We start from the raw sequence: 12,176 nt of genomic DNA, 5'->3' as shown, positions 1-12,176 counted from the left end.
CATGAAAAAACTGACCCGCGATGAAATGGCCAAGCGCGTTGCCCAGGATATCCCTGAAGGCGCTTTCGTGAACCTCGGCATCGGCGTGCCCACGCTGGTGGCCAACCACCTCGCTGCCGACAAGGAAATCTTCCTGCATAGCGAAAACGGCTTGCTCGGCATGGGCCCGGCACCCGCAAAGGGCGAGGAAGACGACGAACTGATCAACGCCGGCAAGCAGCACGTCACGCTGCTCACGGGCGGTGCCTACTTCCATCACGCGGATTCGTTCGCGATGATGCGCGGCGGCCATCTGGATTTCTGCGTGCTCGGTGCGTTCCAGGTGTCGGCGAACGGCGATCTGGCGAACTGGCACACCGGCGCGCCCGACGCGATTCCGGCAGTCGGCGGCGCCATGGATCTCGCAATCGGCGCGAAGCAGGTCTACGTGATGATGGAGCACCTGACCAAGCAGGGCGAAAGCAAGATCGCGGCGGAATGCACGTACCCGGTCACGGGCGTGAACTGCGTCAACCGCATCTATACGGACCTGGCGATGATCGACGTCACCGACAAGGGCCTCGTGGTGCGCGAGATCTTCTCGGACATCGACTTCGATGCGCTGCACAAACTGACCGGCGTGCCGCTGATCGACGGCACGCAAGCGGCTCGCGCGGCCTAAGTACAGACGGACGTGGCAGGCGTCTGCGCTTGCCTTGCAGCGAAGCCGAAATGCTGGCGAGGCAAGCGAAACGCGCACGCCGCGCTAGCGTCCCGCCGCCATTGTCCGGAGCGCGCATGAGGCACGCTTCCTGCGTGTCACCCGACATCACCGCGCCTACCGTATATACAGCACATGTGGCGTATGCGGCACATACGACACGTCCGGCCCCCTGTCGCGGCGATGTTCGGCGCACGGCGCATCCGGCCCACCGTCGCGGCGATGTTCGGAGCACAATGCGCCGCAACGCCGTGTGCGGTACGCTCTCGATAGATAGCGCGCCGGGATGCGCCTCGCAGCGCGTCCAGACAGTTCCGGCGAAACCTTCACTTCCGATTCCCTCATCGACGCCATCATGCTCGACTCCAGCGCCCGTCTGACCGGCCTTCTTTGCGGCACACAGCCGATGAACGACATCTGGGCGCCGCGCGCCACGCTGCAAGGGATGCTCGATGTCGAAGCAGCGCTCGCGCGCGCTTCGGCCGCCCACAACGTGATTCCGCACAGCGCCGTGGCCGCGATCGAGAGCGCCTGCCAGGCCGATCAACTCGACGCCGACGCACTTGCGCGCGACGCGGCGCTCGGCGGCAACCTCGCGATTCCCCTCGTCAAACAACTCACCGCGCGCGTCAAAGCGGCGGATGCGGAAGCGTCGAAATACGTCCATTGGGGCGCGACGAGCCAGGACATCATCGATACGGCGACGGTGCTGCAATTGCGCGACACCTTCGATCTGCTCGACAGCGGCTTGCAAGCCACGTGCGACGCAGTGGCGAAACTCGCAGCCACCCATCGCGCGACGCCGATGATCGGCCGCACCTGGTTGCAACAGGCGCTGCCCATTACGCTCGGCCTGAAATTCGCGCAATGGCTCGACGCGTTGCTGCGTCATCGCGATCGGCTCGATGCGTTGCGTGCGCGTGTGCTGGTGCTGCAATTCGGCGGCGCGGCCGGCACGTTGGCGAGCCTGCGCGACGCGGCGCCACAAGTCACGCAATCGCTGGCTCAAGAACTCAAGCTCGCAGTGCCCACCTTGCCGTGGCACACGCAGCGCGATCGCATCGCCGAAACAGCGTCGTTATTCGGCATGCTGATCGGCACGCTCGGCAAAATCGCGCGCGATATTTCCTTGCAAATGCAAACCGAAATCGACGAACTGGCCGAGCCCGCCGCGGCAGGCAAGGGCGGTTCCTCGACGATGCCGCACAAGCGCAACCCGGTCGGCTGCGCTGCGGTGCTGACGGCCGCGACGCGCGCGCCGGGGCTGGTGGCCACGGTGTTCGCCGGCATGGTGCAGGAGCACGAGCGCGCGCTCGGCGGCTGGCAAGCCGAGTGGGACGCGTTGCCGGATCTCGCGCGCCTCGCAGGCGGTGCACTCGCCAACATCGAACAGATTGCCGTGGGGCTGAACGTGAATGTGCCGCGTCTCGCCGCTAATCTCGACGTCACGCACGGATTGATTCTCGGCGAAGCAGTGATGCTCGCGCTCGGCGACAGCATCGGCCGGCTCGATGCGCACCATCTGGTTGAGCGCGCTTCGAAAGCGGCAATCGCCGAGCGCAAGACACTCTTCGACGTGCTCTCGGCGGACCCCGCCGTGACCGAACATCTTTCGCTCGAGCGCCTGAAGCAACTGCTCGATCCCGCTCAATACGTCGGCCAGGCGCACGCTTATGTGGACGCCGCGCTGGCACTTCATCACACGCGCGCCAAGCGCGCCACTTCCAAGGAGTAACCGGCATGCCCTACGCCGCAGTCAACGGTACCGAGCTTCATTATCGAATCGACGGTGACCGTCACGGCAATGCGCCGTGGATCGTTTTGTCGAATTCGCTCGGCAGCGATCTGTCGATGTGGACGCCGCAAGTCGCGGCGCTGTCTAAACACTTCCGCGTGCTGCGCTACGACACGCGCGGTCATGGTCACTCGGAAGCGCCGAAAGGCCCGTACACGATCGAACAACTGACCGGCGACGTGCTCGGCCTGATGGACACGCTGAAGATCTCGCGTGCGAATTTCTGCGGCGTGTCGATGGGCGGCCTCACCGGCGTCGCGTTGGCCGCGCGTCACGCGAACCGTCTCGAACGTGTCGTGCTGTCCAATACGGCAGCACGCATCGGTTCGCCGGAAGTGTGGGTGCCGCGCGCCGCACGAGCCCGCACTGAAGGCATGCTCGCGCTGGCCGATGTGGTTCTGCCGCGCTGGTTCACCGCCGACTTTATCGAACGCGAATCGGTGGTGTTTGCCATGATCCGCGACGTGTTCGTGCATACGGACAAGGAAGGCTACGCATCCAATTGCGACGCTATCGACGCAACCGATCTGCGCCCTGAAACCCCCGGCATCAAGGTGCCGGCGCTGGTGATCAGCGGCACGCACGATCTGGCCGCGACGCCGGCACAAGGCCGCGAACTGGCGCAAGCGATTCCGGGCGCGCGTTATGTCGAACTGGACGCCTCGCATATTTCCAACATCGAGAAAGCCGAGGCCTTCACGAAGACCGTGCTCGACTTCCTGACGGAGCAGAAATGAACGACGAAGACCGCTACGAAGCCGGACTCGGTGTGCGCCGCGCGGTGCTGGGCGGCGCGCACGTCGACCGGTCGCTCGCGAATCGCACTGAGTTGACCGAAGAGTTCCAGAATCTGATCACCCGCTATGCATGGGGCGAAATCTGGACGCGCGAAGGCTTGCCGCGTCACACTCGCAGCCTGCTAACCATCGCCATGATGGTCGCGCTCAATCGCAGCGAAGAACTCGCATTGCATTTGCGCGCCGCGAAAAACAACGGCGTGACGCGCGATCAGATCAAGGAAGTGTTGCTGCAAACCGCGATCTATTGCGGCGTGCCGGCGGCCAATTCGGCGTTCCACCTAGCCGATAAACTGTTCCGCGAAGACGACGCCGCAGCGGCAAAGCCGTAACGACGCCCTGAAGCGTACGTCAGACGAAATACGCTTCAGGCAATCCTGCTCTCGTTTATCACTGCAGTTTCAGCCGGCAACTGCAAGCGCACCGCGCGCAACACCGTATCCTTGATGACCTCGCGCCAATGCGCGAGTGCGTCTTTTTCCATCAGCGGCTCACCGAGAAACGCACCCAGGGTGTACTGATTGGCGTTATAGAAATAACCGAGCGACGCGATCATCAGGTACACATCACGCGCTTTGATGTCGGCACGAAAGACGTTTTGCGCCTTGCCTGCGTCCAATAACTTCTGCACAACCGAAATCGCATAGCCCGAAATCTCCTTTAGCTTTGACGATTTCTTCGCGTGCTTGCCTTGGTGCAGATTCTCGCTCGACAGCAGCGTGACGAACTCGGGATGATCGAGGTAGTACTGCCAGACGAATTCGACCATCTGTTCGAGGCCATGCACGGGATCGTCCAGATCGAGATCGAGCTTGCTTTCGGCCTCGTTGAACTGCGTGTAGATCGTCTCCAGCACTTCGACAAACAACTGTTCCTTGCTGCCGAAGTAGTAATAGATCATCCGGTCGTGCGAACGCGCGGCCTTCGAAATACTTTCGACTCGGCCGCTTGCAAAGCCTTGCTTTGCAAAGACCTTGATTGCCGCTTTGAGAATCTTGGCGCGCGTGTCTTGCGCCTGTTTCGCTCGGATGCCGATAGCGCCCGGCTTGCGGGCGGCAGTGGGACTCATGGCGGTCTCGGATCTCTTTGTTAGCGTCGGGTTGAACGGCATGCGCCGTAGCCGCTAAAGCACGCTTAGGTGCGCTTAGGTGCGCTTGAGCACGGCGCGCCTTCATCATACAGCCCATATTACGCGCGACGAAATGCCCGGCGCGATCACGTGCTTCGGCGTAGATTGAACCGTGATTCATGCGGCGATGCCGCGCCGCAGCATTCAGATGTTCGCCGGGAAACTCATTGCGCAGTCTATTTTGATCGAGTAGATTTCAAGCAAGTTTGGTGTAGCGGATACTACACGAACGGTGAGTGACCGCAACATGGAAAAATGCGGATCACGCGAAAGTCCCTTTAAACAGGGGTTATTCGTCAGCCGGGCAGGACCGATTGTAATGTCGTCGTATGGGAACCCCACCATGACAGAACATACGAAGGTCGATTTCGGTGCGGACAGCGTCGACGGCGAAACCGCCTCGACGCCAGGTCCGACCGTGCTCGAGAAAGCGATGCCGCGCAGCGAGCGGATGGCGTCGAACAAGATTGAATGCAATGCGTGCCCGGTGTTGTGCCAGATATCGGAAGGCCGCACTGGCGCATGCGATCGTTATGCGAATGCGGATGGGCGGCTGATTCGCGTGGACCCTGTGGTGTTTCTGTCGCGCGCTGCGGGTTCGCCCGAAGCGATCACAGGCAGCGCGGAGGCTACGGTCGAATTTGGTGCATCGTCCGAAGTACACGATCCTGTTGCGGAACAGGCACTCTTCGTCACCGGCATTGGCGCATCGTCCACGTATCCTGACTACAAGCCCGCGCCTTTCATCGTTTCCTCGAAGCTCGATGACGTCGACATGATCACCGTCGTCACCGAGGGCATTTTCAGCTATTGCAGTTTCAAGGTGAAGATCGATACCGACCGCTTTCTCGGGCCGGAGCAATCGAACGTGCGTTGCCACGGCGAGATCGTCGGCCATGTGACGACGGCGGAGTACGGCTCGCAGATGCTGAGCCTCGGCGGTGTCCATCATTTGACCGGCGGCAGCAAGAAGGAAGGCCGCGTGACGTGCGACATGATGCTCGCGCTTGGCAACAAGGAAGCGGTGGAGTTGGCCATCGACGGCGGTGCAAGTCTGGTGATTCGAGCGGGCGCGGCGCCGATTGTCGACGGCGTCGAAGAGCAGCGTATGCGGGTGGGCTGTGGGTCGGCCACCATCGGCATTTTTGCGAAGCAATGGTTCGGCCACGCGGACGAGGTAGTGGTGGTCGACGATCACATCACCGGCGTGCTCACTGAACATCAGGCGGGCCGCTGCCTCGGCATGACGCGCTCAGGTCTGAAGATTCGCGGACGCAAATCGACCCCGGGCCGCTATTTCCAGGTCGCGAATCCCGGCACCGGTTGGGGCGGCACCGACATTCAGGACCCGCTGGCGATTGTCGAAGGCTTCGATCCCGCCGTGGCGAAACCAGGCATGCGCTTGCTGATGGTGTCGACCACCGGCGAACACGCGCAGTGGTACGAACTCGATCAGGACCTCGTGCCGCGTATCGCAACCATGCCGAATGCCGTGCGCCGCACGGTCGAACGGATCGGCGAGAACTGCGAGCCTTCGCTCGCGACGGTGTTGTTTCTCGGCGGCGCGGGCGGCAGTTTGCGAGCGGGAGCAACGGAGAATCCGGTGCTGCTCACACGCGCTATCAAACAGAAACTGGTCAACGTAACATGTGGCGGGGCGCCCGCCTATGTGTGGCCGGGTGGCGGCATCACCGTAATGGTGGATGTTTCGCGTATGCCCGATCGATCATTTGGCACTGTGCCGACGCCCGCGATCGTCGCGCCGATTGAATTCACCATGACGTATGACGCATATCGCGATCTCGGCGGCCATCTCGACGCGGTGCGTTCGCTGGCAAGCGTACTGGCGAACGGGCCGGAGCATACGGAAGGGGCGCCGCTCGCGCGCAGAACTTTGGCGCGTAATCCGGACAACCCGTGGCCGCCCGCCATGCCGCCGATGCTCGGCTAACGGCGACAACGTGACCGATGCGACGAGAGCGACGAACACAATGAACGCAACCCGCTCCCAGCTCGACGCGGCCCGCTGGCATTGGCAGCATGGGCCGATCGATCTGATCCTTAGCGCGGACGGCGAACCCTCGGCGGTGCAGGCTGCTTACGCGGTTTGCTGGGCGCGCTTTGTTGACGTGTTGCCTGAGTTGGTCGGCGAGTTGAAACTGCTTCGGCAGCCTGTGCCGAGCAATGCGGCTCATAGCGATTGTGCGTTGAAAGGTCCAGTAGCCTGCCGCATGTGGAGTGCATGTCATCCTCACCGCTCGCGTTACATCACGCCGATGGCGGCCGTTGCAGGCAGCGTCGCTGACGAATTGATCACGGCATTCGCGCGTGAAGGCATATCGCGCGCCTTTATCAACAACGGCGGCGACATCGCACTCTATTTGACCGAAGGTCAGCAGTACCGCGTGGGCGTGTTCGCTGATGTGGCGGTGTTCTCCGGCACGAGGCTGTCAGGGGATCAAGCTTTGGACGCAAACCTGACGCTTGACGCTACCATGCCGATTCGCGGCGTCGCGACAAGCGGCTGGCGTGGGCGCAGCTTTAGCCTCGGCATCGCCGACAGCGTGACCGTGCTCGCCCGCAACGCCGCCGCCGCCGATGCCGCCGCGACGATGATCGCTAACGCCGTCAATCTGGACCATGCGGGCATCGTGCGCAGGCCGGCTTCCTCGTTGAAGGACGATAGCGATCTTGGTGACATGCTCGTGACCGTCGACGTGCCGGCCTTGCCGCAACCATTGATCGATTTCGCGCTGGCGCGTGGTTTCGAAGCCGCGCAGCGTCTACAAAAACAAGGTTTGATCGAAGGCGCCGCGCTGTTCCTGCAAGGGCGGGTGCGTGTGGCGGGTACTCATCGCCAAGGCGCGTTGTTCAGGAATCGCGCTGAAATAACAACGGAGGCTCCGTGTTCGAAATACGCCGCGTGCTGACGCACGTCGAAGACATTTTCCACGAATTCGGCCCCGCACTCGCGCAGCCGCTGCGGCGCGGTGCGATTGCCGCGGTGATGACGAATCCGTTCGCCGGCCGGTACGAAGCCAGAATCGAACACGCCATGGAAGCGCTCAAGCCGATCGGCTTCGACATGGCGCAACGGCTACTGGCGGCGATGGCCGTGCCGCATGCGTCGATCGAAAGCTACGGCAAAGGCGCAATCGTCGGCTCGCGTGGCGAACTCGAGCATGGCGCGCTGTGGCATGTGCCCGGTGGCTATGCGATGCGCGAATTGCTGGAGAAAAACGGCGTGCCGACCAATGCGATCGTGCCGTCGACCAAGAAAGTCGGCGCGCCTTCCACTGCGCTCGATGTGCCGCTGACGCATGTCAACGCGAGCTACGTGCGCAGCCATTTCGATGCGATCGAAGTGCGTGTGCCGGGTGCCCCAGCCGCGGACGAACTGGTGTATATCCTCGTGATGAGCACGGGCCAGCGTGTGCATGCGCGCGTCGGCGGGCTTGCTAAAGAGGCGATTGTGGGCAAGGACGGCTTGCGCTGAACGGCGCTTGATCCACGCAATGCGCTTATGTATTGAATTGAAGCACTGAATTGATGCAATGCGCTGAAGCAATAAGCCGAGGCCATCAGGCAGAACTCGCATCGAAACCCGGAGAGTGAAATGGCAATCAAGCTTCGCAAGCTGATCGTGCAGGTCGATGAAACACGCATTGAAATGGGGCAGGCCGTCGAGCCGCCGACACGCCGTGCAGTCGCGATTGCGGTGATCGACAATCCGTATGCGGGTCGCTACGAGCCCAAGCTGGACGCGCTGATCGAAGCCGGCGAGGAACTGGGCGCATTGCTCGGCAACAAATGCGTGGAAGCGCTAGGCATCAAACCGGGCGAAGCGCAAAGCTATGGCAAGGCGGCAATCGTCGGCGAAGCGGGCGAACTCGAACATGCGGCCGCGATCCTGCACCCCAAGCTCGGCGCCCCGCTGCGAGTTGCGGTTGAAAAGGGCGCGGCGCTGGTGCCGTCGGCGAAAAAAATGGGCACGCTCGGCACCGCGATCGACGTGCCGCTAGGCCACAAGGACGCCGCCTTCGTGCGCAGTCATTTCGACGCGATCGAGGCGCGGGTGTCGGACGCGCCTCGCGCGAATGAAATCGTCGTGGCGGTCGCGGTGACGGCTTCAGGCCGGCCGCTGCCGCGCGTCGGCGGCTTGCAAGTGAGTGAGATCAAGGGCGAAGACGGTTTGCGCTGAGTTATTTTAAGGGTCGCGATGCTTTCGAATTTGCTGGTACAGCTGGTCAACGGACTTGCCGACGCGTCGACGCTGTTTCTCGTCGCCGCTGGTTTGTCGTTGATCTTCGGCGTGACGCGCATCGTCAACTTCGCGCATGGCTCGTTCTATATGTTCGGCATCTATGTCGCGTACAGCATCGCGAGCCGTTTCGGCCATACGGCGGGTGGGTTCTGGCTATCGGTACTGGCTGCCGCGCTGGTGGTTGCGGTGCTCGGCGCGCTGGTCGAAATGATCGTGTTACGGCGCATCTACCACGCGCCCGAGTTGTTTCACCTGCTGGCGACATTCGCGCTGGTGCTGATCTTTCGCGACGCCGCGCTGTGGCTGTGGGGCCCGGAAGACCTGTTCGGACCGCGTGCGCCGCATCTGGCGGGCGCGGTCGATTTTCTCGGTCATCCGCTGCCGACCTACGATATTGCGCTGATCGTGATCGGGCCGGTGGTGTTGCTGCTGCTCTGGTATGCGTTGACGCGTACCCGCTGGGGCACGCTGGTGCGCGCCGCGACGCAGGATCGCGAGATGCTCGGCGCGCTCGGTATCAATCAGGCGTGGCTGTTCACCGGCGTGTTTTTCGTCGGCGCGTTTCTCGCTGGTTTGGGCGGTGCGCTGCAAGGTCCGCGGATGTCGGCGAATCTGTCGCTGGATCTGGAGACCATCGGCAATGCGTTCGTCGTCGTGGTGGTCGGCGGCATGGGGTCGATTCCTGGCGCGTTCGTCGCGGCACTGCTGATCGCCGAGATCAAGGCGCTCTGTATCGGCATCGGGCATGTATCGGTGTTCGGTATCGATCTGTCGTTGAGCCGCTTTACGCTCGTTGCGGAATTTGTCGTGATGGCGGTGGTGCTGGTGGTGCGGCCTTGGGGCTTGCTAGGGAAGGCGAGCGCCGCGGTGCGTGGCATGGCTGCGCCTGAAGCGCCATTGAGGCCCGCGGGCAAACGCCTGAAGTGGTTGGCGGCAATCGCTTTGTTGGTGCTGATACTCGCGCCGCTTGCGGCCAATGCGTTTCCCTACATGCCTGTGCTGCTGGTTGAAATCCTGATCGCCGTGTTGTTCGCAACGAGTCTGCATTTCATCATGGGCCCCGGCGGCATGCATTCGTTCGGCCACGCCGCGTACTTCGGCCTGGGCGCCTACGGCGCCGCGTTGTTTCTCAAGGTCCTCAATTTGCCGATGGAAGCCGCGTTGCTGCTCGGGCCTTTGCTCGCAGTGGCAGGCGCGCTCGTGTTCGGCTGGTTTTGCGTGCGCCTCTCAGGCGTCTATCTCGCGATGCTGACGCTCGCGTTCGCGCAGATCGTCTGGTCGGTCGTGTTCCAGTGGGACGACGTGACGGGCGGCAGTAACGGCATTCTCGGCTTGTGGCCGTCGAACTGGTTGTCGTCGCCGGTGGCTTTTTACTATCTGACGCTCGTCTGCGCTGTGATCGGTGTGTGGCTGCTGCGCAAGATGCTGTTCTCGCCGCTTGGCTATGCAATGCGGGCGTCGCGCGATTCGGTGCTGCGCGCCGAGGCGATCGGCATCGACGTGAAACGCGTGCAGTGGGCGGCGTTCGTCGTCGCGTCGCTGTTTTGCGGGCTCGCCGGATCGCTTTATGCCTTCTCCAAGGGGACGATTTCACCCGAGGTGATCAGCGTGAGCCGCTCGGTGGATGGCCTCGTGATGGTGCTGCTGGGCGGCTTGCAGACGTTGACTGGCCCGATCGTCGGCGCCGCTGTATTCACGTGGCTGCAGGACACCGTCGCGAGGCAAACCGACTATTGGCAGGCGCTGCTGGGCTTCACGATCCTGCTGCTGGTGATCGCGTTTCCGCAGGGTATCGTCGGTTTCATTCGTGAGCGTTTTGGCGACGATACGGTGGATAAGGCGGAAGAGCGTGCCTCATCGCCATCACGGAGTACGGCGATCAAGGAGGGGCTATGAGCTTGCTGCGCGTGTCCGGCCTCTCCAAGTCGTTCGGCGGTCTGAAAGCGGTCGACGATGTTTCCTTCGATCTTGAAGCCGGTCAACTGCTCGCCCTGCTGGGTCCGAATGGCGCGGGCAAGTCGACCTGCTTCAACATGGTCAACGGGCAACTGCAGCCGTCGTCCGGCTCGATTCGTCTCGACGATCATGAACTGGTCGGCATGCGGCCACGCGATATCTGGCGGCTGGGCGTCGGCCGCACGTTTCAGATTGCCGCGACCTTCAATTCGATGACCGTACTCGAGAACGTGCAGATGGCCCTGGTGTCGCGTGAACGCAAGACATTCGGTCTGTGGAAACCTGCGGGCTCGCGCTATGCCGATGAAGCCATGACGCTGCTCGAACAAGTCGGCATGGGCGCAGACGCGAACCGCGCCTGCGGCGTGCTCGCCTACGGTGACGTCAAACGCGTAGAACTCGCTATCGCGCTGGCAAACCGGCCGAAGTTGCTGCTGATGGACGAGCCCACTGCCGGCATGGCGCCAAAGGAGCGCAACGCGCTGATGGCGCTGACCAAGCGTCTCGTCACCGAGCACAAGATCGGTGTGCTCTTTACCGAGCACAGCATGGACGTTGTATTCGCGTACGCCGATCGCATGATCGTGCTCGCACGTGGCAAGCTGATCGCCGAGGGCGACGCCGAAACGATCCGCAACGACGCACGCGTGCAGGAAGTCTATTTCGGCACCGGCAAGACCTTCCAGCCACGCGCTCCGCTGCACGAAGCGGCCGGCGGCCATCAAGGACAAGGGGCGCTGCAATGAGCGAACCGATGCTGAAAGTCTCCGGCCTCAATGCGTTCTATGGCCGCGCGCATATTCTGTTCGACGTGGGCCTCGAAGTCGGCCGCGGCGAAGTGGTCGCGCTGATGGGCCGCAACGGCGCCGGCAAATCGACGACGATGAAAGCAGTGATGGGGTTGCTGCCGCGCCGTCAGGGCGAAGTGCGTTTTCGCGGACAAAACATCACGGCGTTGCAGCCGTATCGGATCGCACGCATGGGCATGGGTTTCGTCCCCGAAGACCGCCGCGTGTTCTCCGATCTGACGGTGATGGAAAACCTCGACACCGGCCGTCAACCGCCGCGCGAAGGCGCGCCGCAATGGACGCCGGAAAAGCTGTTCCGCCTGTTCCCCAATCTCGGCGAAATGCCGAAACGCCCAGGCGGCCAGATGAGCGGCGGCGAGCAGCAAATGCTCACCGTCTCACGCACGCTGATGGGCAATCCGTATCTGGTGCTGCTCGACGAACCGTCCGAGGGCGTCGCGCCCGTGATCGTCGAGCAGATGGCGAACATGATTCTCGAACTCAAGCGCGAAGGGCTCTCGATTCTGTTGTCCGAACAGAACCTGCATTTCGCCGAGCTGGTCAGCGACCGCGCGTACGTCCTCGAGAAAGGACAGATCCGCTTTAGCGGCACGATCGGCGAACTCGCAAAGAACGAAACAGTGAGGCGCGCTTATCTGAGTGTGTGATTCCGTCGGCGCACGAGGCGTGCAGGGTACGCACACACGCGGCGCCGGGCAGTCGTTGCGAACCGTTGCAAACCGTTGC

At 62.5% G+C, this 12,176-nt stretch carries 13 protein-coding genes; 11 read left to right on the top strand and 2 right to left on the bottom strand.

The genetic code is table 11. The annotated features are described in order from the left end of the window. The first annotated feature begins 1 nt into the window (after position 1). Positions 2 to 661 carry a 3-oxoacid CoA-transferase subunit B gene (locus GNZ13_RS46055; protein WP_172177511.1) on the top strand — a complete coding sequence of 220 codons (660 nt, stop codon included), beginning with the start codon at positions 2 to 4 and terminating at the stop codon, positions 659 to 661. 156 nt (positions 662 to 817) lie between these two features. On the opposite strand, the gene GNZ13_RS46050 is transcribed toward GNZ13_RS46055, so the two are convergent. Further along, positions 818 to 1,057: a hypothetical protein gene (locus GNZ13_RS46050; protein WP_172177509.1), complete on the bottom strand. Its 240-nt coding sequence runs from the start codon at positions 1,055 to 1,057 to the stop codon at positions 818 to 820. Here GNZ13_RS46050 and GNZ13_RS46045 point away from each other — a divergent pair. The 3 genes from GNZ13_RS46045 to pcaC are packed head-to-tail and all read left to right on the top strand — an operon-like array spanning position 1,056 to position 3,624. Then, positions 1,056 to 2,435: a 3-carboxy-cis,cis-muconate cycloisomerase gene (locus GNZ13_RS46045; RefSeq protein WP_172177507.1), complete on the top strand. Its 1,380-nt coding sequence runs from the start codon at positions 1,056 to 1,058 to the stop codon at positions 2,433 to 2,435. The genes GNZ13_RS46050 and GNZ13_RS46045 overlap by 2 nt on opposite strands. A 5-nt stretch (positions 2,436 to 2,440) precedes the next feature. After that, positions 2,441 to 3,232 carry a 3-oxoadipate enol-lactonase gene (gene pcaD, locus GNZ13_RS46040; RefSeq protein ID WP_172177505.1) on the top strand — a complete coding sequence of 264 codons (792 nt, stop codon included), beginning with the start codon at positions 2,441 to 2,443 and terminating at the stop codon, positions 3,230 to 3,232. Then, positions 3,229 to 3,624: a 4-carboxymuconolactone decarboxylase gene (pcaC, locus tag GNZ13_RS46035; protein WP_172177503.1), complete on the top strand. Its 396-nt coding sequence runs from the start codon at positions 3,229 to 3,231 to the stop codon at positions 3,622 to 3,624. The genes pcaD and pcaC overlap by 4 nt, the downstream gene beginning before the upstream one ends. Before the next feature lie 35 nt (positions 3,625 to 3,659). On the opposite strand, the gene GNZ13_RS46030 is transcribed toward pcaC, so the two are convergent. After that, positions 3,660 to 4,361, bottom strand: coding sequence for a TetR family transcriptional regulator (locus GNZ13_RS46030; protein WP_172177501.1), 702 nt, complete (start codon positions 4,359 to 4,361; stop codon positions 3,660 to 3,662). 403 nt (positions 4,362 to 4,764) lie between these two features. On the opposite strand from GNZ13_RS46030, the gene GNZ13_RS46025 reads away from it, so the two are divergent. The 7 genes from GNZ13_RS46025 to GNZ13_RS45995 all read left to right on the top strand — a co-directional run bounded on the left by GNZ13_RS46025 (position 4,765) and on the right by GNZ13_RS45995 (position 12,097). Then, entirely contained in the window at positions 4,765 to 6,372 is a 1,608-nt protein-coding gene (locus GNZ13_RS46025; protein ID WP_172177499.1) for a 6-hydroxynicotinate reductase, read from the top strand. Between the two features lie 40 nt (positions 6,373 to 6,412). Further along, positions 6,413 to 7,351: a UPF0280 family protein gene (locus tag GNZ13_RS46020; protein WP_172177497.1), complete on the top strand. Its 939-nt coding sequence runs from the start codon at positions 6,413 to 6,415 to the stop codon at positions 7,349 to 7,351. Next, positions 7,327 to 7,917 carry an amino acid synthesis family protein gene (locus GNZ13_RS46015; RefSeq protein ID WP_172177495.1) on the top strand — a complete coding sequence of 197 codons (591 nt, stop codon included), beginning with the start codon at positions 7,327 to 7,329 and terminating at the stop codon, positions 7,915 to 7,917. The genes GNZ13_RS46020 and GNZ13_RS46015 overlap by 25 nt, the downstream gene beginning before the upstream one ends. Before the next feature lie 120 nt (positions 7,918 to 8,037). Further along, positions 8,038 to 8,622: an amino acid synthesis family protein gene (locus GNZ13_RS46010; RefSeq protein ID WP_172177493.1), complete on the top strand. Its 585-nt coding sequence runs from the start codon at positions 8,038 to 8,040 to the stop codon at positions 8,620 to 8,622. 18 nt (positions 8,623 to 8,640) lie between these two features. Beyond that, on the top strand, positions 8,641 to 10,581 hold the full coding sequence (locus GNZ13_RS46005) for an ABC transporter permease (RefSeq protein ID WP_172177491.1): 1,941 nt from the start codon (positions 8,641 to 8,643) through the stop codon (positions 10,579 to 10,581). Further along, on the top strand, positions 10,578 to 11,387 hold the full coding sequence (locus GNZ13_RS46000; RefSeq protein WP_172177489.1) for an ABC transporter ATP-binding protein: 810 nt from the start codon (positions 10,578 to 10,580) through the stop codon (positions 11,385 to 11,387). Before GNZ13_RS46005 ends, GNZ13_RS46000 begins: the two co-directional genes overlap by 4 nt. Next, entirely contained in the window at positions 11,384 to 12,097 is a 714-nt protein-coding gene (locus tag GNZ13_RS45995; RefSeq protein WP_172177487.1) for an ABC transporter ATP-binding protein, read from the top strand. The genes GNZ13_RS46000 and GNZ13_RS45995 overlap by 4 nt, the downstream gene beginning before the upstream one ends. Positions 12,098 to 12,176: the final 79 nt, after the last annotated feature.

It is taken from the genome of Paraburkholderia elongata (assembly GCF_013177735.1).
GTDB lineage: Bacteria > Pseudomonadota > Gammaproteobacteria > Burkholderiales > Burkholderiaceae > Paraburkholderia > Paraburkholderia elongata.
Note: the sequence above shows the minus strand (reverse complement) of the source record. Positions and strands in the feature narration are given on the sequence as shown.